Below are 20,041 nucleotides of genomic sequence, written 5' to 3'. Positions count from 1 at the left end.
CACCGCGCCCTCGTCCGGGGCGGCCACCGGATGCTACCGTTCCCCCTGTGAATCGCCTGCCTGCCCTGTTTCTCGCGCTCGCCCTGACGGGATGCGCAACCGTATCCAAGAAATCCGACCTGGAAGAACTCAAGCCCACCGTGGACAAGTTCCACCAGCTCATCCGGTGGAAGGACTTCCGGAGCGCCTCCCGGCTGCTCGTCCCGGAGCGCCGCGCGGCCTTCTCACGCGCCCGCGTCGAGCTCCACGACGAGCGGGACTTGTCCGTCACCGACTACGAAATCGAGGAGGTGCGGCTGTCCGAGGACGGCGCACACGCCACGGTGCAGAGCCGCATCCAGTGGATGCGCCTGCCGTCCGCCTCGGAGCACACCGCCGTCGTCCTCTCGGAGTTCGTCTTCCGGGACGGCGTCTGGCTGCTGGAGCGGCAGGACGCGGGGCCCTTCGTGGACGAACTGAAGGACCCGCTGCCCTGAAAAGAAACCGCCCACCGACTCGGGGCCGGCCGAGGCGGTGGGCGCCGGGAGCTCCCCAATGGAGCGCCCTACAAGAATCCGCCCATCGACTCGGGGCCGGCCGAGTCGATGGGCGTCGGGAACTCCCCAATGGAGTGCCCTACAAGAGTCCGCCCATCGGCTCGGGGCCGGCCGAGTCGATGGGCGTCGGGAGCTCCCCAATGGAGCGCCCTGAAATGTGAGCGGGGCGACGGTGTTGTTCAGGCCCGCGTCGCCGCGCGGTGACGCCGGAACCTAGAGCAATGGCGATGCCACTCCGCGCGCCGGGGCTGGCGCGCGGGGCCCGTCATGGAGATTCAAGGGCTTGCACTCGCGGCCACCGCCCCACGAGGGGGGCAGGCCGTCGGGGTGCTGACACTCCTGTCAGAGGATCCAGCCTCCGGCGTCGTGCCAGGCACGACAACCGTGTCAGGGAACCCTCGGACTTTCCTTCCCTACTCGCCCTGCACGGCGCGGATGGTTTCGCGCATGGAGTGGTGGGGCTTCCAGGCCACGTCCTGCACCCAGCGGCTGCCGTCCACGGCGCACAGGAACTGGATGTGGTCCAGCTCCGGGGGCGGGAAGTTGGCGATGCGGTACTTGAAGAGCATGCCCAACAAGGGCCGGGCCACGAGGTGCGGGACGGGAACGGGGGAGTTGCCCAACTCGCGCATCACCGCGGACAGGGGCACCTCGCCGGGGCCGACGACGTTGTAGACGCCCTTGGGCTCGGGGCGGAGGGCCGCCACCATGGCGCGCGCGACGTCCTCCACGTGGATGAGCTGAATCATCGGGTCGAAGCCCGCCATCATCCACGGGTGGCGCAGGCGCAGGTAGTTGGAGGGCGCGTTCTTGATGGTGGGCCCGACGATGTGCACGGGCCGCAGAATCACCGTCTCTATCTGCGGGTGCTTCCAGAAGAAGCCATGCGCGAGCATGTCCACTTCAATCAAGTCGCGCACACCGGAGAAGCGGCTGGCCGCCATCAGCGGCGCGTCCTCGGTGAGGAAGTTGGAGTTGTCCGGGCTGGGCCCGTAGACGTTGGCCGAGGACAACACGACGACCTTCTTCACGCCGTACTTCGCGCAGTACTCCAACAGGCGCGTGGTGCCCACGACGTTGAAGGAGTGGTGCTCCTCCTCGCTCATGCGCGGGTCATGCATGATGCCCATGTGGATGACGGCGCGGACCTCGTTCTTGCGGAAGACGTCCTCCGCCTTCTTCTTGCGCAGGTCCAGCTCGTACATCTCCACGTCTTTCGGCCGGCCCACGAAGGGACGCCGGTCGATGCCGATGATGCGCTCGTGCTTGTGGAGGAGCTTGGCGAGGGTGCGGCCGAGGTTGCCGCTGATGCCCGTGACGACGACGGCCGGTCTCATGGTGCGAGCCTCATGACAGCGTCAGCTTGTTGGACGCGGGCGCTCACCAGAACACCCCGCGACGCTCCTTGAGGCCCTGGTGGAGCATGGACTGAATCGAGGCCTTCACGGTGCGCACCTTCTTGTCCAGCTCGCTGTCCTCATCGTCCGGGCGTCCGGTGAAGTGCATCGGGTCGCCGTAATAGATGCGGTACTTGGTGGGCAGCGGGAAGGGCAGGCCCGTGGGAGTGACGGGGAAGGACGGGAAGCCGAGCAGCTTCGCCACCGGCTTGAGGTCCATCAGCGCGGGGGCCTGCTCCTCGGCGCCGACGACGGCCACGGGGACAATCGGGGTGCGCGTCTCCAGCGCCAGGCGCATGAAGCCCAGGCCGAACTCCTGGAGCTGGTAGCGCTGGGGCCACAGCTTGTTGATGCCGCGCAAGCCTTCCGGGAACACGAGGATGGCCTCGTCGGACTCCAAGAGCCGCCGGCAGTTCTCCGGCGTGCCGACAATCTGGCCCATGCGCGCCATGAAGGTGGAGACGTACGGCAGCGACGGCACCCACTTCTCCACCATGCTGCGCATGGCACGGGGCGGGCTGGCCTCCAGCATCAGCGAGACGCCAATCATGGCGCCATCCAGCGGGAGCTGGCCGGAGTGGTTGGACACCAGCAGCACGCGGCCGGCGGGGACCTTCTCGATGCCGAAGGTCTCCACGCGGAAGTAGTTGCGGTAGAGCCACAGGAAGGGCGCCACGGCCGACAGGCTGAAGTCGAGGTTGTAGCCGAACGGGTCTACCCCGTACTCGTTCTCCGGCCGAGGCAGCGCCAGCATCCGCTGTTTCTGCTCGTCATTGGCCAGGCGATCGGTCCATTCGCGCAGGCCCTTCTTCACTCGGTCGCCGAGTCGCTCCAGCATATCCCTGGTTCTTTACACCACCGGCCCCCGTACCGGGAGTGGAGAAACCTGGCGGTGTCCATCCGGGATAACGTCCAGGAGCCCACGCCCATGCGAATCTCTTCCCGTCCCGCGCCGCCGCCCTCGAAGGCCGCTCCCGCCGTCCCGACGCCCGCCAGCAGCGCCCGCGTCTCCGCGTCCACCCTCCGGCGCGCGCCCGAGCAGGCGGTGGCCTTCAGCCAGGACTTCCATGCGCGGCTGGACCTGCCTCCCGCGCGCCTCCAGGAGAAGCTGGCGCTGATGCGCGCGAGCCCATCGTCCTTCTTCCGGATGATGCCCGCCCTCTTCCACGCGGACCTGAGAGGCCCCTTCGCCGCCGAGGCCCGGCTCGTGGACCGGCCCGCGCCCCGAATCCCAGTGGTGGGTGACGCGCACGTCGGAAACCTCGGCACCTTCCGGGGGCCCGAGGGAAAGCCGGTGTGGGGACTCAACGACTTCGACCAGGCAGGACGCGGCTCGCCGGAGGTGGACCTGACGCGCATGGCGACCAGCGCCGTGCTCACCGCGCGCGAATCCGGGCTGTCCTCCAAGGAACAGGACGTCGTCCTCAAGGCCTTCGCGGACGCCTACTTCTCGACACTCGAGTCGCTCGCCGGAGGCGAACAGAACCCCGGGGCGTTCCTCACGAAGCAGGAGGCCTCCGGCAAGGTGGACGACCTCATTCGTGACGCGAACGACACGTCGCGGGAAGACCTGGTGAAGAAACACGCCCGGCTGCAGGGCCCGGACGCCGCGAGCTTCCGCACCTCCGACACGTTGAAGTCCGTCTCTCCGGAGAAGCAGCGGGAGGTCCGGGCCGCGCTGACGGACGCCCTGGCCACGCTGAAGGGACGGCAGGACATCGCCCTGCCACCGCGGGTGCTGGACGTGGCCCAGCGGCTGGACGCGGGCGGGAGCAGCTACGGACTGGAGCGCTACTGGGTGCTGGCGCGCGCGGCGGACCCGAAGGCGCCGCCGGTGCTGCTGGAGATGAAGGAGCTGCTCGCCCCCAGCCTGGAGTCGCCCGCGGCTCCGGCGGATGGCGGCGCGGTGGTGGAGGCGCAGCGCCGGCTCTCCGGCCACGCCAACCCGCTCACCGGGGCCACGCGCATGGGAGGACGGGCCTTCCTGGTGCGCGAGTTGGAGCCGGAGAAGGCGAAGCTGGGCGACGCGGCGCTGACGGGCAAGAAGGACCTGGTCTCCGTCTTCACGCAGGCCGGCCAGGTCCTGGCACGGGCCCATGGCTCCACGCCCGAGCAGGCGCGAAAGCTGGAGGCCTGGGTGGGCTCGGACGCGGCGGTGGCCACAAGCCGGCTGTCGGCCTTCGCTCGGGCCTATGCCGACCAGGTGCGGGCGGACTGGAGTGCACTGCGTGACGGGACCTGAGCGTCGGGCCTCCACGAGTGGACGAATGCCCCCGTGGCCCCGTGCCGGGCGGGGGTGACGTCGCCATGTCTCGCCCCGCATGCGTGAGCTGCTCGTCGTGCTGGGCCTGGCCTGGCTCTTCTCGGGGTGCGCGGTGACGGCCGCCTCGGTCGCCGTGTCCGCGCCCCGCCTGGCGCCGGTGGAGCAGCGCGCGCCGGTGCTGCTCGTCCATGGCATCGGCGACGACGCCAGCGCCTTCGACCTGCTGCGCGCCCGGTTGGAGCAGGCGGGTTGGCCCCACGTCCACGCCATCTCCCTGGTCCCCAACAACGGCAGTGAGGGGATTCCCACCCTGGCCCGGCAGGTGGCCCGCGAGGCCGAGGCCCTGCGCGCACGCACCGGCGCCCGCCGCGTGGACGTGGTGGGCTTCAGCATGGGGGCGCTCGTCACGCGCTACTGGGTGCAGTTGCTCGGCGGGCGGCTGGTGGTGCGGCGCTTCATCTCCATCTCCGGCCCCCACGCGGGCACGGGGCTGGCGTTCCTGGGACGAGGCAAGGGCGTGTCGCAGATGAGGCCAGGCAGCAGGCTGTTGCGAGCGCTCCAGAAAGACCCTCGGCCCTGGGGCAGCACGGAGGTGCACAGCTTCTGGACGCCGTGGGATTTGACCATCCTCCCCGCCTCCAGCTCACGACTCCCGGGCGCCAGCGAGCGCAGGTTTCCCGTGCTGCTCCACCCGTGGATGCTCACGGACTCGCGCGTGCTGGACTCGGTGGTGGAAGTGCTCGGCTCGCCGTCGGTGGCCCGGTAGCGCTCACAACGTGGCGGACAGCCGCCCGGCCGCGTCGCGCAGCGTGACGACGTCGCACTCGGACTTCAGCCAGCCGAAGATTTCGCGCAGCCGCTCAAGCTTCTGAGTCGCGCCGACGCGCAAGTCCCGCTGCTGGCGGACGAGCACGTCGGGAATCCCATCCGTCGCGTCCAGCACGTCCACGCCGTGCAACTCGAAGTTGAAGAACGCATCGCGACGGCAGGAGCGCCACGCCCCGCGCAGGGTGCGCAGCGGCAGCGTGGTGGCGAACGTCCCGATGAACGGAAAGCGCAGGGCGGGTGTCACCGCCATGGGCAGCTCCAGCACCGGGCCCGCTCCCCGTCGGTAGGGCCGCGCCGGGTCCGGGCGGTATGGCTTGCGAGGCGCGAACAGCACGGCCGGCGTGTCGAGCACCGAGCGGGACGGACGCCCCAGGAGCGACAGCGCGCCCATCACCGCCGCCTTGGCCGCGTAGTACGGCGCGGCGGGAAAGGCGGACGAGCCATACCGGTAGCCCAACTCCACCGTGGCCGCGTACAGGTCCGCGTTCAGCGTGTAGCCCGGCGCGCGGAAGCCCTCCGGACGGGCCCCCGTGGCCGCGAGGATGGCCGCGTCCGCGCGACGCAGGTCCTCCAGGATGGCGGCGGGGCCCCGGCGCGTGAGGGCGTAGTCATGGGCGTGGCTGTGGCTCGCCACCTCGATGCCCGCTTCATGGGCCGCGCACATGCCCGCGGAGGCAACCGGGTCCGCCTCCAGGTCCTCGCCGATGGCGAAGAAGGTGCCCGGCGCGCCGAGCGTGTCGAGCAGCTCGCGGAAGCGAGGCACCGCCACCGCATGCACGAGGGAGCGGGCGCGCGCATCCAGCAGCGACTCCGGCAGGCCATGGATGCGGCAGTAGTGCGGCAGCGAGTCGAGGTCGACGGAGATGGACGCCAGCCTCACGGTGCGCGCCCTCCCCCGCTCAGGTGCCGCGAACGCGGATGACGTAGAACAGCTTGCCCACGTTCTTGAGCACGTTGGGCACGCGCTTGAAGAGGTGGATGGACGGCTGGCGCTTCTCGTGGAGCTGGATGGGGATTTCCATCACGTTGAGCCCCTCGCGCCAGGCGCGGATGACGAACTCGCTGGCGAACACGTCCATGTCCACCACGCACTTGTGGATGACGGGCAGGAGCGCCTCGCGGCGGAACGCCTTGAGTCCGTGCGTGTCCGTGCCCTTGAAGCCCAGCGTCACCTTCAGGAGCTTGTTGTGCACGCGGGTGGCCGCGCGGCGGATGAGGGGGCGCTGGTCACTGGCGCCCTTGGCCGCCTTGGAGCCGATGACCATGTCCGCATCGCCCCGCTCCAGACGCGGCAGCGCGGCGTCGTAGAAGGTGAGGTCGCAGAGGTCGATTTCGTCGCAGACGACGTAGGTGCCCCGGGCCATGAGGATGCCGGCCTTGAGGGCGACGCCGTAGTTGGGGCGCTCCGAATGGAACCAGCGCAGGCGCGGGTGCTTCGCGCACAGCTCGTCGAGAATCCGCGGCGTGGCGTCCCGGGAGCCGTTCTCCGCGAAGATGATTTCGTAGTCGAGGCCGCGCGCATCCAACCCCTGGCGGAGCTCGTCCGCCGCCGAGGTGATGATGGACTCCTCGTTATAGACTGGGATGACGACGGACAGGTGCGGTGCCATGGAATCAGGTCCGGGCAAGCGACGGTCCGGTCCGCCTAGCACGCCCCGCGCCACCCGTCGACAAGATGCGACGCGGCGCGGCTCGACTTCGTCAGCCGTCGTTCAGCGTCCGGGCACACGCCCGCCCGCCGAGGAGGGCGTCCTCCATGGACGAGTACTCCCACTGGCCATACCGGCCCGCCGTGAGGATGCCCGCGTGCTCCAGGAAACGGAGGATTTCCGCCTTCGCGGGCCCGTAGGCGTCGTCATAGAGGACGTAGGCGTGGGGAATCTCCCGGGCCTGGGCGAAGAGGACGTCGTCCGCGGAGTGGATCATCTGCGAGCGCAGCAGGTCCTCCACGGCGTACTTCTCCGCGGCGGCCGGGGACAGCTCGCCGTGGTGGCTGTACTCCACGTAGAACGTCGCGGTGTCCTTGGGCGCCAGCGCGTCGTACACCGCCGAGGGCGAGCCGATGCGGTACGTGTGGAACTCCGGCTCCGGCAGGTAGATCCAATGCCAGGGCTGACGGTTGGCGCCCTTGGCGGCCACGGCGACGTAGGTGACGGTGGTGGCGCGCAGACGCTTCGCGGCGGCGACGACTTCGTCGGGAACACCCGAGGCGCCCTGGGCCAGCAGCTTCACCAGCCCCGGCAGCGACACGGTGGACACCAGCCCCGAATAGGACAGCGTCCTGCCGTCGGACAGCTCCACCTTGCGCGCCTTCCAGTCGATGGAGGTGGGCTCGGTGCGGACGCTCAGCTCGCCGCCCTTCAAGTCTCGCAGCATGGCGCGCGCCAGACTCTCGATGCCGCCCTCGCGCGGGTAGACGAAGGACGCGTTGTAGCCCACGGCATCGCTGCCGGCGCCGAGCGCTCCGTCCACCACTTCCTTGAGGGAGGGCCGAGGCACGAAGCGCCCCACCCAGGCGGCGGACAGCTCGCGCGGGTGCACCGTCCAGAGCTTCTGGTTGTAGGGCACCATGAAGTTCTTCGCGAAGCCCTCGCCCATGTAGCGGAGGATGAACTCCTCGAAGTCGCGAGGCTCCCGCTCCCGCAGCGCGCGGCCCTTCTCGCCGTAGATGGCCTCCACGTAGCCGACCAGGTTCTCCGCGACGACGTCCGGCGGCAGCCCGTGGGTGTTCACCTGGTACGGAAAGCGCGTGAAGACGCCGCGCGTGAAGATGCCCGCCTTGCGCTGGATGCGGACCATCTGCCCCGGCAGCCAGCGCGTGTTCACCAGCTCCTGGATTTCGGCGTCCCGCAGGTGGAGCCAGTGGCCGGTGGGGTCGAAATAACACCCATCGATGACCTCGGTCTTGATGAGGCCGCCGACCCGGTCCGACTTTTCGATGAGGCGCCAGGGCTTCTGGAGGAAATGGGCGGTGGACAGACCCGCGAGCCCCGCTCCCAGGATGACGATGGGTTCCATACCGGGTCGGTCCTACCACCTCCGCCCAGTGAGGGGGGAGCCGAACCCGCCGTGCCAGGGGCGCGAATTCTCAAGCCCCCTCGGCCGGCCGCTCGGGAGTAAAGGGGGGGACCGCTTCTACTGCGGGCTGGCGCGTTCTTTCCGGGCTGGAAACGCCTCTGGTAGCCTGCGCGCGCCGGTCCCGTCGAAGGAACCCCATGAAAGTCTCCTGCCCGTCTTGCCAGACGAATTACAACATCGATGACAAGCGGATCCCCCCGGGTGGCGCGAAGCTCAAGTGCGCCCGGTGCCAGACCACCTTCCCCATCCGTCCGGAGGGAGTGAGCGCAGCGGCCCCTGCCGCGCCTGCTCCGTCGGCCGCCGCCATTCCGCTGCCGGGCTCCGTCTCGTCCGCGCCGAGCGCCGCCGCGATTCCCCTTCCGGGCGCGGCCCCGTCGGGCGCCATCGCGATTCCCCTCCCCGGCGCGGCTCCCTCGGGCGCCATCTCCCTGGGGCACGACGCCATCCCGCTCCCCGGCGCGGCGCCACGCTCCAACGACTTCGGCTACGACGCGGGCGCGATTCCGCTCCCGGGCGCGGCGCCACAAGTCGACGATGGCTTCGGCTACGACGCGGGCGCGATTCCGCTCCCGGGCGCGGCGCCCCAGGTCGACGACGGCTTCGGCTATGACTCCGGCGCGATTCCGCTCCCGGGCGCGGCGCCCCAGTCCGACGGCTTCGGCTACGACGCGGGCGCGATTCCGCTCCCGGGTGCGGCGCCACAAGACGACTTCAGCTTCGACCCGAGCGCTGGCGGCGATGCCATTCCCCTGCCTGGCGCGGCGATGCCTTTCGACTCCGGGGCCATTCCGCTTCCGGGCGTCGCGTCGTCGTCCGGCGCCATTCCGCTCCCCGGCGCGGCGGACCCCTTCAGCGAGGGCTTCGACGACGTGGAGCCTCCCGTCCGCCAGGACGTGACGCGCGTCGTGGCCATTCCGCTGCCGAACGCCGCGTTCCGCGAGGCCGCCCGGCCCGCCGCCGCGCCTCCCGAGCCCAAGTCCAACCGCGACTTCGACTTCTCCGACGACGACTCGCTGGCGCCGCCGGTGGACCTGGCGCAGGGCCCCGTCGATATGCCCGACGTGACGGGCACCGCGCGCGACTTCGACTTCTCCGACGACTCGCTGCCCGTGCCCGCGCAGCCCCAAGCGGAGGCGGATCCGTTCGCCTTCGACGTCGAGACGCCGAGCGGCGAGGCCACCGCCTTCGCGCTGCCGCCCACGCCGAGCCCCGTCCAGGCCGCCTATCCGCCAGTGGAGGAGAACCCCTTCGCCCTGCCTCCGCCGCCCGCGTACGCGCAGGCGCCGATGGAAGAGGACCCCTTCGCCCTGCCTCCGGTGGATGCGGACCCCTTCGCCCTGCCCCCGCCGCCCGCGTACGCGCAGGCGCCGATGGAGGAGGACCCCTTCGCCCTGCCGCCTCCGCCTTCGGGGGGGCCGTCGTTCGACTTCGCCGAGCTGCCCGTGCCCGCGGGCGAGGACCCGTTCGCGCTGCCGCCGCCGCCCACGGGCGGAGGGATGGACTTCTCGGACCTGCCGTCGCCCGCCGCGCAGGCGATGGACTTCTCGGACCTGCCGTCGCCCGCCGCGCAGTCCCAGGACCTGTCGTTCGACTTCGCCGCGCCGCCCACGCCCGCGTTCAACGCGGACTTCGGCTCCGCGCCGGTGCCGGACTTCAGCCTCGACTTCGCCGAGCCGCCCCCTCCCGCCGCGCCGCCCCCGCCCGCGTCCTTCAACCCCTCGGTGGACTTCGGCGACGTGGACTTCGGGATGCCCCCGTCGCCCGCTCCGTCCGCGGGAGTCCCGGACTCGCTGGAGTTCGACCCCACCGCGCGGCCCGGTGACGACCTGGAAGCGGACCTCTCCGACCCGCTGCCGCCTCCGCCCAACGCGGGCCCGGCGGACGGCCTGGAGATGCTGTCCTTCATCGACGACGCCGCCGGCCGCGAGACAGGACAGGCCGGCGCGAAGGTGCGCCGCTTCCACGTCCGTCGCCGCTCGGGCAAGGTGTTCGGTCCCTTCGACGAGGGCGTCGTCGTCAAGATGCTCGAGGACGGGCAGCTGCTCGGCAACGAGGACGTGTCGCTCGACTCGGAGCAGTGGTCGGCCATCGGCACCATCCCCACCTTCGCCACCGCCATCCAGCGGCTGATGGAGGGCCCGTCCAAGGTGGTGGCCGCCGCCCCCGTCGCCACCGCGTCGGACACGGAGGCGCCTCGCGCCGACCCGGGCGGGACGCAGGCGAACATGCGTCGCCTGGAGCAGCTCTACGAAGGCCGCATGGCCGCGGTCTCCGTCGTGGACCGCAGCGGCGCCGACGCGAAGATCAAGAAGCGCATCCCCATGTTCATCGCCGCCGGCGTGGCGGTGCTGCTCCTGGGCATCGGCGTGGGCACGGAGTTCGGCACGCGCTACGGCGCCTTCGGGCGTCGCGCCCTGTTCCCCGCGCGCGTCTCGGACGGCTCGCCCCAGGCGGAGCTCGTGAACCAGGCGCGGCAGGCGCTCCTCCAGGACACCTTCGCCAGCTACAAGCAGGCGCACACCCTCTCCGCGCAGGCGCTCCAGGAGAAGGAGTACCCGGCGGTGCGCTCGCTGTGGTGCCAGTCCGTCTACTACCTGCAGCGCAAGTACGCCGCGGCCGACATGGCGGACATGAGCCGCTGCCGTGACGCGATGGAGGACATCGCGCTCCTGGGCGAGAAGGACGTCGACGTCATCAAGGTCGCCGCGTCGCTCGCGCTCACCTCCCGGCAGGCGGACGCCGCGCTGACGCCGCTCCTGGACGCCTACAGCCGCGAGGCGAACCAGGCGGACCTGGAGCTGGCCTTCCTCGTGGCCGAGGCCCAGGCGATGAAGCGCGACCAGAACAGCGCCATCGAGACGCTGAAGAAGGTGCTCGCCGCGGACCCCAAGTCCGCCAAGGCCCACCACGCGCTCGGCAACCTGCACCAGGCCGCGGGCCGCGCCGACGATGCCGCGGCTTCGTACGCCGCCGCGCTCGAGGCCGACCGCAAGCACGCCGCCTCCGCCGTGGAGCTCGCCGCCGTGCAGCTCCTGGTGCGCAAGGACGCGGAGAAGGGCACCCAGTCCATCGACGAGGCCCTGGCGGAGGACGTCCAGTCCGCGCTCGGCCCGGCGGAGCTGGCGCGGGCCCGGGGCCTCAAGGGCGTGGCGCTCTTCCACCAGCACAAGCCCAAGGAGGCCGAGGCGGAGCTGAAGTCCGCCATGGAGAAGGACCCCCAGTCCGACTTCCTCAAGGCGCAACTGGCCCACGTGATGCGCGCCCAGCGCAACTACGAGGGCGCCCTGCCGCTGTACACGGCGCTCGCGTCCGAGGAGAGCGACAACCTGGAGTACGCCGACGGCCACATCACCTCGCTGGTGATGACCGGGAAGATGCAGGCGGCCCTGGATGCCGTGCAGAAGGCCAGCGGGCAGTTCCCCAACGAGGCCCGCATCGCCTACCTCTACGGCCGCATCGAGGACGCGCTGGACAAGCTCTCCGAGGCGGAGGGCCACTACAAGCGCGCCATCGCCGCGGACGCCGCGCTGGTGGAGGCCAACCTCTACCTGGGCCGCTTCTACCTGCGTCAGCGCCGCAACGCGGAGGCCCGCACCCAGTTGGAGCAGGCCGCCACCAAGGCCCCGGAACACGCGGGCGTGCGCTCCGGTCTGGGCGAGCTGGCCCTGGCGGAGAACAACGCGCTCTTGGGACAGCAGGAGTTCGAGCGCGCCGTGCAGTTGGACCCCAACCTCGCCGACGCCCACCTGGGCCTGTCGCGCGTGGCGCTGCTCAATGGAGACTTGGAGAAGGCCCAGACGGAGGCCAACCGCGCCCTGGAGCTGGACCCGCACCTCTTGAAGGACGGCCGGCTGCAGCGCGGCATCGTCCTGTGGCGCCTGGGCAAGCTGGACGAGGCCGTGGCCGAGTTGGAGAAGGCCAAGGCCGAGGACCCCCGCTCCACCACGATTCCCATCACCCTGGGCGCCGTGCTGCTGGAGCGCGGAGAGCTGCCCAGCGCGGAGAGCAACCTGGGCCTGGCGCTCAGCAACGAGCCCTCCAACCACGAGGCGCTCTACTACCTGGGACTCGTGAAGGCGAAGCGGCTGGAGTTCACCCAGGCCATGGACGCCATGCGCAAGGCCGTGGAGCGCGCCCCCAAGCGCCCCGATTACCACTACGCCTACGGCGTCATCCTCCGCGACGCGAAGAACCTGCCCGACGCCATGCGCGAGTGGAACACCGCCGTGACGCTGGACCCGGCCAACGCGGACGCGCACGAGGCGCTCGGCCACGCCCACCTGGAGAACGGCGAGTTCGACGAGGCCATCGCCTCCTTCGAGGACAGCCTCAAGGCGGATCCGCGCCGCACCCGCGTGCTCGGCTCCATCGGCGACGCGTACTTCAACGCCGCCCGCTGGAACGACGCCATCAAGCGCTACCAGACGGCCCTCAAGGCGGACGCGAAGCTGACCCACGTCTACTACAAGGTCGCCCGCGCCTTCACCGAGCAGGCCCAGCACGCCAAGGCCATTGACTGGTACCGCAAGGCCTCCAGCGTCGAGCCGGAGAACCCGATGACCTACTACTACCTGGGCTTCGCCTATAAGGAGAAGAACAAGCGCCGGGAAGCCGTGCAGGCCTTCAAGGACTACCTCGTGAAGAAGCCGGACGCGACGGACAAGAAGGACATCGAGGAAGAGATCTACGACCTGCAGAACTAGCCGCCAGCCGACAGCCGGCCGTCCTTCCAGGGATGGCCGGCGTCAGGCGGTTTGGGCCCGGGGCGTCCGCCCTTGAGCACCCCGGGCGCGAGGAGTCTTGCTGACGCCCACCGAGGGTGACTACAAGGCGTCCCCCATGCTGGACCTCCGGAACGTTGCGCAGAACTTCGATGCGGTCGTCGCTCGCCTGAAGACGCGGGGCGGCAACCTGGACCTCGGCCCCTTCCAGGAGCTGTTCTCCGAGCGCGGGAAGCTGTTCGCCTCCATGGAGTCGCTGGCCGCGCGCCGCAACGCCGCCAACGAGGAGATGAAGAAGAAGGCGAAGGAGGACCCCCAGGCGCTGGACGCGCTGCGCGGCGACCTTCGCGCCGTCTCCCAGGACATCAAGGACAAGCAGAACCGCCTCAAGGAGGTGGAGGAGGAGATCGACCGCATCCTCCTGCTAATCCCCAACTTGCCGCACGAGTCCGTGCCCGTGGGCGCCAGCGCGGACGAGAACGTCCAGGTGAAGAGCTGGGGTGAGAAGCCGAACCTGCCCTTCACGCCGAAGCAGCACTTCGAGCTGGGGGAGAAGCTGGGCATGCTCGACTTCGAGCGCGCCGCGAAGGTCTCCGGCAGCCGCTTCACCTTCTACAAGGGCGCACTGGCGAGGCTGGAGCGTGCGCTCGTCACGTTCATGATCGATGTGCACACCCAGAAGGGCTACACGGAGCTGCTTCCGCCCTACCTGGTGCTGCGAGAGACGATGATGGGGACGGGCCAGTTGCCCAAGTTCGAGGACGACGCCTTCAAGACGCTGGGCGACCCCGAGCGCTTCCTCATCCCCACCGCGGAAGTGCCCGTCACCAACTACCACGCGGACGAAATCCTCGAGGGCGAGTCGATGCCCATCCGCTACTGCGCCTTCAGCCCGTGCTTCCGCGCGGAGGCCGGCGCCGCCGGCAGGGACACCCGCGGCCTCATCCGCCAGCACCAGTTCCACAAGGTGGAGATGGTGAAGTTCGCCCAGCCCGACAAGAGCCTGGAGGAACTGGAGTCCATGACGGACGACGCGTGCGACATCCTGCGCCGCCTGGGCCTGCACCACCGGGTGATGCTGCTGTGCACCGGCGACATGGGGTTCTCCGCCCGCAAGACGTACGACATCGAGGTCTGGCTGCCGGGGCAGAACGCGTACCGGGAGATTTCGTCCTGCTCGGACTGCGGCGACTTCCAGTCCCGCCGGGCGAAGATTCGCTTCCGGGCCCAGAAGGGGGACAAGCCGCAGCTCGTCCACACCCTGAACGGCAGCGGGCTCGCGGTGGGCCGGACTTCCATCGCCATCCTGGAGAACTACCAGCGTGACGACGGCACCATCGCCATCCCGGAAGTGCTCTGGCCCTACATGGGCGGCATCAAGGAACTGAAGCCGCTTTAGAACTGTGATCATCCGCTTGCAACGGGCGCGGAATGAGGTAGAAGGGCGGCCCCACGGTCGACGTCGGTCCGAGGGACACCGCCGGCTGAAGTCGTTGTATGGAGGCGTGGCCGAGCGGTTGAAGGCAGCGGTCTTGAAAACCGCAGAGGGTGCAAGCTCTCCGTAGGTTCGAATCCTACCGCCTCCGAATTTGTGCTTGAGTTTTGCGGTTCTTTGACAGAGAAGAGTTGGAGAGATGGCCGAGAGGCTGAAGGCACAGGTTTGCTAAACCTGCATACTCGAAAGGGTATCGAGGGTTCGAATCCCTCTCTCTCCGCCACCTTTGTTGTAGCAGTGCGTGAAGATTTGCTCCCTTAGCTCAGCTGGATAGAGCGTCGGACTACGAATCCGAAGGCCGGAGGTTCGAATCCTCCAGGGAGCGTTCCCTTCTTTTCACGCCGTCTCCATGAGTGACGAAGCTTTCATGCAGCAGGCCCTCGCGCTCGCGCGGGAAGCCGCGACACTTGGAGAGGTCCCCGTCGGTGCGGTAGCGGTCCATGATGGAAACATCATCGGAACGGGTTTCAACCGCCGCGAAGTGGACCGCAATCCCCTCGCCCATGCGGAAGTCCTCGCGTTGGATGCCGCTCGCAGGCATCTGGGTGTCTGGCGGATGACGGGCGTCACGCTGTACGTGACGTTGGAACCGTGTGCGATGTGCGCCGGTGCATTGGTGCAGTCCCGGGTGACACGCCTCGTTTTTGGCGCCATGGACCCGAAGGCAGGTGCAGTTGGCTCTCTGTACAATCTGGCCGAAGAGCCCCGACACAACCACCGGCTCCAGGTCACGAGTGGTATCCTGGCGGAAGACAGCCGGATTCTTCTAAAGTCGTTCTTCGAGCGCTTGCGAGCGAAGCGACGCGACAATTGAATACTTGGAGAGCTGGCCGAGTGGTCGAAGGCACCTGACTCGAAATCAGGCATACCGGTAACGGTATCGTAGGTTCGAATCCTACGCTCTCCGCTCCAGACTTTTTTGGAGAGGTGGCCGAGCGGTTGAAGGCGCACGCCTGGAACGCGTGTATATCTGAAAGGGTATCGTGGGTTCGAATCCCACCCTCTCCGTAGTTGTTGTTTCAGCAGTCGATGTCTACATCTTTTGTGGTCGGGACAACGTGGGGGCGCGAACCCCGCCAGGTCCGGAAGGAAGCAACGGTAGCGATCTACCGCGTGTGTCCCGGCCGTTCTGAAGAGCCAGTCCCCATCTCGGGGGCTGGCTCTTCGCCTTTGCGGGCTTGGGGGCAGAGGGGTCCTTGCTCGTGCCCTCCCCTGCCGGCCTGCGTCGCTCAGTCCCGGACGAGCAGCGTCTCGCGGCCGATGCGCTGGGCAATCCGGAAGCCCGCCGCCTGGATTTCGGGCAGGGCCCGGTCCTCGAAGGTGACGACGCGGTTGAAGCGCCGCTCGCGCATGCCCTGCTGGAAGGCGCCGTCCCGGGGCCAGTCGCAGGTGAGCCAGGGAATCTGCTGGCCCAGGTAGAAGAAGCCACCGGACCCCCACAGCCCCTCGTTGACGATGACCAGGCCTGTCGCGCCGCCCATGCGCGTCGCCGCGACGATGGCTCGAAACTGGTCCGCGCGGAGATCATTCGGAGGGAAGAGCCAGGCGGAGGCGAGCCCCGAGGCCAGTGCCCCCGTGGCCAGTCCCCAGCGCAACGCGAGTTGCGCCCGTGAGGTGATGAAGCCCGCGACGACGGGGGCCGCCGCGAGGAGTCCCAGCACCAGCGCCGGGTAGAGGAAGCGCTCCTCCTTGTGCGCGGTCCCCAGCAGCACTCCCAGATAGATGACCGCGCACGTAAGAGGCAGGGACACACCGGCCTTTCGCTTCATCACCCAGAAGCCCAGCGGCACGGCGGCCCAGGCCCAGAGCGGCACGGCCGTCAGCAGGGGCATCGCGTAGAAGCGAGGAGCCGCCGAGCCGAAGCGGGCCGCCGCCTCTCCGGACAGGACGTTGAAGCGGACGTACTTGAAGAACGAGTGGAAGGGGCTGCCCCAGGTGAGGTGGTCCAGCAGGCCCAGCCCCGCGGCCACGGCGAGTCCCCCCAGGCAGGTGAAGGCCAGGAGCTTCCAGCGTCGGGCGGCCATCAGCCAGAGAAGCGCCGCGACGACGCAGATGGCGGACGGGTAGCGGGTGACGACGGCCAGGCCCAGGGCCGCGCCACCGACGAGGCCCGCCCTGCCCTCGCGCTCGCGCCTGTCCAACGCCTCCATGGCCACGAGGAGGAAGGACGTGGAGATGGACTCCGCCAGCGTGCGCCCGGCGAAGACGAGCACCGGTCCGTAGAGGCCCAGCAGCAGGACGGCCAGCCAGCCTCCCATGGGGCCGGCTCGACGGGCGGCGAAGCGGTAGGCGGCCCACAGGCTCCACGCATGCAGCGCGAGCTGGGGGAGGGCCACCACCGCGCGATAGCCCTGCGGGTCGGTGATGCCGAGCACCCCCGCCAGCTTGAGGAAGGCCGCCAGCACCCCAGGTACAGCCCAGTTGCGGATGCCATCGCGCCACTCCCACGCCAGCACGCCGTAGCCATGGACGCGCCAGTAGGCGGGCTCCAGGGCTTGATACACCTCGTCGGGATGGATGCGGCCCAACTGCGTCACCGCGACGATGGCCGGCAGGAGCGCCACGCCCACGAGGGGCAGCCAGGTGAGGAGCGCGCGCTTCCGAGGCTCGGGACGAGGTGCCTCGGCCGGCGGGTTCTCGAGCGGCACGGGGGCGGTGGGTGCGTCGGGCAGGGGTGCGGACACGGGCGTCGGGGACTCTCCCCGGCCCCGCGCCCGGGTGCAAGCCAGGTGACGTTTGTCCGGCAGGCCCTCGCTCGGGTAGGAACGCGGTTCCTTGAGGAGGAAGACACATGCCGGACGTCATCGTGGTGGGAGCGGGACACAACGGGCTCGTGACAGCGGCGATGCTCGCGCGTCGGGGCCTGTCGGTCACCGTCTTGGAGGACAAGGACGTCATCGGCGGAGCGTGCCGCACCGAATATCCGTTCAAGAGCGCGCCGGGGCTCGGCGTGTCCACGGGCGCGTACCTCCTGGGCTTGATGCCGCCGGAGCTGCTGCGCGAACTGGAGCTGGACCTGCCCCTCAAGCGGAGGGACCCGCACTACTTCCTGCCCACCACGGGCAAGCGCTATCTGCTGTTCGGCTCGGACGAGCGCGAGCTGAAGCGCCAGTTCCTGGAGTTCTTCTCCCAGGAGGACTGGGAGGCCAACCAGGCGATGAACGCGGAGCTGGGCGCGCTGCGCGATGACCTGGCCCCGTCGTGGCTCCTGCCCCCGCTCTCCATCGAGGAGACCGCCGAGCGCTACATCCGGCCCGCGCTGCGGCGGAACTTCATCCAGCTGTGTCAGGGCTCGGCGCGCCAGTACCTGGAGCGCTTCCGATTCAAGTCCGACTTCGTGAAGGCCATGTACGCGGTGACCGACGCGTTCTCTGGACTGGACGGCGGCTATGACACGCAGGGGACGGGCATGAACCTGCTCGTCCACAACATGTGCCGGCTGCCAGGCAGCGGCGGCACGTGGATGATTGTCGCCGGTGGCATGGGCACCGTCACCCAGTCCATCGCCAACGTCGCGCGCAAGTACGGCGCCGTCATCCGCACCGGCGCGAAGGTGACGTCGGTCCGCGTGGACGCGGGCGTGGTGAAGGGCGTGGTGCTGGAGAATGGCGAGGAGCTGAGCGCCAACGTCGTCATCTCCAACGGCGACCCGTTCCGCACGTTGAAGCTGGTGGACTCGGCGGCACTGCCCGCGGACTACCGCGCGAAGGTGAACGCGATGGCGGTGCCGGGCACCACGCTCAAGGTGAACCTGTGCCTGAAGGAGCTGCCCACCTTCACCTGCCTGCCCGAGGACCGGGGCCAGTTCGGCCCCACCATCCACCTGCTGCCCCAGGAGGACGACGTGCTCGGCGCTCTGGAGCGCTCGTACCGCGAGACGCAGGCGGGCAAGCTGTCGGAGTTCCCTTCCATCGAGTGGTACATCCACACCACGGTGGACCCCACGCTGCGCGACGCCGAGGGACACCACAACTCCGCCCTCTTCGTGGAGTGGGTGCCCTACAAGCTGGAGGGCACCACGTGGGAGAAGGAGGAGTCGAAGTACGTGCAGCACCTCCTGTCCATCTGCGACCGCTTCGCCCCGGGCACCAGTGACAAGGTGCAGGAGTACTTCGCCCTCACACCCCCGAAAATCGAGAGCCACTTCGGAATCACGGGCGGCCACATCCATCATGTGGACAACAAGCGGGGCTTCACCGACCGGTTGCCCTACGAGACGCCGGTGCAGGGGCTCTATTTCTGCAGCGCGGGCTGCCACCCCGCCGGCAGCGTCATCGGCGCGGCGGGCCACAACGCGGCGGGCGTGGTGCTCAAGGCCCTGGGACGCTGAGTCCGAGCGCCTGGAGATGGATCCCCGTCGCCGTCGTGTTTAGATGAAGACCCCCATGAGCTACCTCGTCCTCGCGCGTAAATGGCGCCCGCAGAAGTTCGATGACATGACCGGACAGGAGCACGTCGTCCGGACCATCGCGAACGCCATCAAGATGGACCGGGTCGCTCATGCGTACCTGTTCTGTGGCCCTCGTGGTGTCGGCAAGACGACGGCCGCTCGACTGCTCGCCAAGGCCCTCAACTGTGACAAGGGCCCCACGGCGACTCCGTGCGGCGAGTGCCGGGCGTGCATCGAAATCGCCAACGGCACCAGCGTGGACGTGGCGGAGATCGACGGTGCGTCCAACAACGGCGTGGAGAACGTCCGCGAGATTCGCGAGAACGCGAAGTACCTGCCGCAGCGGGACAGGCACAAGATCTACATCATCGACGAGGTCCACATGCTGTCCGGAGCGGCGTTCAACGCGCTGCTCAAGACGCTGGAGGAGCCGCCCGGTCACGTGAAGTTCATCTTCGCGACGACGGAGGCGCACAAGCTCCCGGACACGATTCTCTCGCGCTGCCAGCGCCACAACTTCCGCCGCATCTCCGCGGCGCGGATGCTCCAGCGACTTCAGGAGATCTGCAAGGCGGAGGGCGCGGGTATTTCGGACCGCTCCCTGTCGCTCGTCGTGCGCCAGTCCGAGGGTGGCATGCGCGACGCGCTGAGCCTCCTGGACCAGGTGCTCGCTTCGTGCGGCGCGAATCCCACGGATGAAGAAGTCGCCGAGGCCCTGGGCGCCATCGACCGGACGATGGTGCAGGACTTCGCCGAGGCGCTGGTGCGCAAGGACGCCAAGCGCATCCTCGAGCGCGTGGAGGAGGTCTTCAACCGCGGGCTCGACTTGAAGCGGCTCGCGGAGGAGCTGGCGCTCCAGTTACGCCACCTCTTCGTCACGAAGACGCTGGGCGAGGCGCCCGCCGAGTTGGCCGAGTCCGAGCAGAAGGCGCTCATCGCGCTGGCGAAGGAAGCGGAGAGCGCGCAGCTCACCCGCCTGTTCGACATCGTGCACGGCAGTGTGTGGGACGTGTCTCGCGCGGCGCAGCCGAGGCTCGCGCTGGAGATGGCGCTGCTGAAGGCCATCCAGTTGTCGCCCGGTGGTTCCATTCCGGAGCTGCTGGCGCGGGTGGATCGGCTCGCGGCCGGACTGCCGCAGGGCGAGGGTGCCAACAAGACCAATGCTGGAGCGCCAGGAGGTCGCTCCAGCTCCACGAACTTTCGCGCCTGAGCCTCGACCGGCTCCTCGTCCGGAAGTTCCTGCTCCGACGCCTCCCGCCCGGGAGGCGCACGGTGCGACCTCTGATTCCGCTGCGTCGATAGCGCGTGCGCCCTCGGCGTCCCCCGCGCCCGC

The 20,041-nt window shown here is 69.2% G+C and carries 14 protein-coding genes, 5 tRNA genes and 1 other RNA gene; 14 read left to right on the top strand and 6 right to left on the bottom strand.

The annotated features are described in order from the left end of the window. The first annotated feature begins 140 nt into the window (after nt 1-140). Nucleotides 141-476 carry a hypothetical protein gene (locus tag G4D83_RS22080; RefSeq protein WP_240356495.1) on the top strand — a complete coding sequence of 112 codons (336 nt, stop codon included), beginning with the start codon at nt 141-143 and terminating at the stop codon, nt 474-476. A 473-nt stretch (nt 477-949) separates the two neighbouring features. On the opposite strand, the gene G4D83_RS22075 is transcribed toward G4D83_RS22080, so the two are convergent. Together G4D83_RS22075 and G4D83_RS22070 are read right to left on the bottom strand one after the other, a co-directional pair. Then, entirely contained in the window at nt 950-1,873 is a 924-nt protein-coding gene (locus G4D83_RS22075; RefSeq protein WP_163866770.1) for an SDR family oxidoreductase, read from the bottom strand. A 43-nt stretch (nt 1,874-1,916) separates the two neighbouring features. Further along, nucleotides 1,917-2,771: a lysophospholipid acyltransferase family protein gene (locus G4D83_RS22070; RefSeq protein WP_163866769.1), complete on the bottom strand. Its 855-nt coding sequence runs from the start codon at nt 2,769-2,771 to the stop codon at nt 1,917-1,919. Between the two features lie 90 nt (nt 2,772-2,861). On the opposite strand from G4D83_RS22070, the gene G4D83_RS22065 reads away from it, so the two are divergent. Both G4D83_RS22065 and G4D83_RS22060 read left to right on the top strand, forming a co-directional pair. Beyond that, nucleotides 2,862-4,175 (top strand): DUF2252 family protein, encoded by a 1,314-nt coding sequence (locus G4D83_RS22065; RefSeq protein ID WP_163866768.1) that lies wholly within the window; start codon nt 2,862-2,864, stop codon nt 4,173-4,175. Between the two features lie 79 nt (nt 4,176-4,254). Then, nucleotides 4,255-4,962 (top strand): esterase/lipase family protein, encoded by a 708-nt coding sequence (locus G4D83_RS22060; protein ID WP_240356494.1) that lies wholly within the window; start codon nt 4,255-4,257, stop codon nt 4,960-4,962. 3 nt (nt 4,963-4,965) lie between these two features. On the opposite strand, the gene G4D83_RS22055 is transcribed toward G4D83_RS22060, so the two are convergent. The 3 genes from G4D83_RS22055 to G4D83_RS22045 all read right to left on the bottom strand — a co-directional run bounded on the left by G4D83_RS22055 (nt 4,966) and on the right by G4D83_RS22045 (nt 8,042). After that, nucleotides 4,966-5,904 carry a polysaccharide deacetylase family protein gene (locus G4D83_RS22055; RefSeq protein WP_163866767.1) on the bottom strand — a complete coding sequence of 313 codons (939 nt, stop codon included), beginning with the start codon at nt 5,902-5,904 and terminating at the stop codon, nt 4,966-4,968. A 19-nt stretch (nt 5,905-5,923) separates the two neighbouring features. Beyond that, nucleotides 5,924-6,634: a glycosyltransferase family 2 protein gene (locus G4D83_RS22050; RefSeq protein WP_163866766.1), complete on the bottom strand. Its 711-nt coding sequence runs from the start codon at nt 6,632-6,634 to the stop codon at nt 5,924-5,926. Between the two features lie 91 nt (nt 6,635-6,725). After that, on the bottom strand, nt 6,726-8,042 hold the full coding sequence (locus G4D83_RS22045; protein WP_163866765.1) for a protoporphyrinogen/coproporphyrinogen oxidase: 1,317 nt from the start codon (nt 8,040-8,042) through the stop codon (nt 6,726-6,728). A 197-nt stretch (nt 8,043-8,239) separates the two neighbouring features. Here G4D83_RS22045 and G4D83_RS22040 point away from each other — a divergent pair, with 197 nt between their 5' ends. The 9 genes from G4D83_RS22040 (at nt 8,240) to ffs (ending at nt 15,452) form a co-directional block, all read left to right on the top strand. Then, a complete protein-coding gene (locus G4D83_RS22040) occupies nt 8,240-12,805 on the top strand; it encodes a tetratricopeptide repeat protein (protein WP_163866764.1) in 4,566 nt (1,521 codons plus the stop codon). Between the two features lie 136 nt (nt 12,806-12,941). Beyond that, a complete protein-coding gene (serS, locus tag G4D83_RS22035; protein WP_163866880.1) occupies nt 12,942-14,222 on the top strand; it encodes a serine--tRNA ligase in 1,281 nt (426 codons plus the stop codon). A 100-nt stretch (nt 14,223-14,322) separates the two neighbouring features. After that, a tRNA-Ser gene (locus G4D83_RS22030) sits at nt 14,323-14,409 on the top strand. Between the two features lie 42 nt (nt 14,410-14,451). Further along, nucleotides 14,452-14,541 (top strand) — tRNA-Ser (locus tag G4D83_RS22025). A gap of 28 nt (nt 14,542-14,569) precedes the next feature. Then, nucleotides 14,570-14,643 (top strand) — tRNA-Arg (locus G4D83_RS22020). A 24-nt stretch (nt 14,644-14,667) separates the two neighbouring features. Next, nucleotides 14,668-15,132 (top strand): tRNA adenosine(34) deaminase TadA, encoded by a 465-nt coding sequence (tadA, locus tag G4D83_RS22015; RefSeq protein ID WP_163866763.1) that lies wholly within the window; start codon nt 14,668-14,670, stop codon nt 15,130-15,132. A gap of 6 nt (nt 15,133-15,138) precedes the next feature. Further along, nucleotides 15,139-15,225: transfer RNA gene (locus G4D83_RS22010), tRNA-Ser, on the top strand. A gap of 14 nt (nt 15,226-15,239) precedes the next feature. Further along, a tRNA-Ser gene (locus G4D83_RS22005) sits at nt 15,240-15,326 on the top strand. 33 nt (nt 15,327-15,359) lie between these two features. After that, nucleotides 15,360-15,452, top strand: an RNA gene (gene ffs / locus G4D83_RS22000) — signal recognition particle sRNA small type. Nucleotides 15,453-15,547: 95 nt separating this feature from the next. Here the strand turns inward: ffs and G4D83_RS21995 are convergent. Then, the gene (locus tag G4D83_RS21995) at nt 15,548-17,002 is read right to left on the bottom strand and encodes a glycosyltransferase family 39 protein (RefSeq protein WP_205522685.1); all 1,455 of its coding nucleotides are present in this window, start codon (nt 17,000-17,002) and stop codon (nt 15,548-15,550) included. 107 nt (nt 17,003-17,109) lie between these two features. Between G4D83_RS21995 and G4D83_RS21990 the strand changes: the two genes are divergently transcribed. After that, entirely contained in the window at nt 17,110-18,648 is a 1,539-nt protein-coding gene (locus tag G4D83_RS21990) for a phytoene desaturase family protein (protein ID WP_163866762.1), read from the top strand. A gap of 55 nt (nt 18,649-18,703) precedes the next feature. Next, nucleotides 18,704-19,918 (top strand): DNA polymerase III subunit gamma/tau, encoded by a 1,215-nt coding sequence (gene dnaX, locus G4D83_RS21985; protein ID WP_163866761.1) that lies wholly within the window; start codon nt 18,704-18,706, stop codon nt 19,916-19,918. Nucleotides 19,919-20,041 lie beyond the last annotated feature (123 nt).

It is taken from the genome of Myxococcus eversor (genome assembly GCF_010894455.1).
In the GTDB taxonomy this organism is placed as follows: Bacteria; Myxococcota; Myxococcia; order Myxococcales; family Myxococcaceae; genus Myxococcus; species Myxococcus eversor.
Note: the sequence above shows the minus strand (reverse complement) of the source record. Positions and strands in the feature narration are given on the sequence as shown.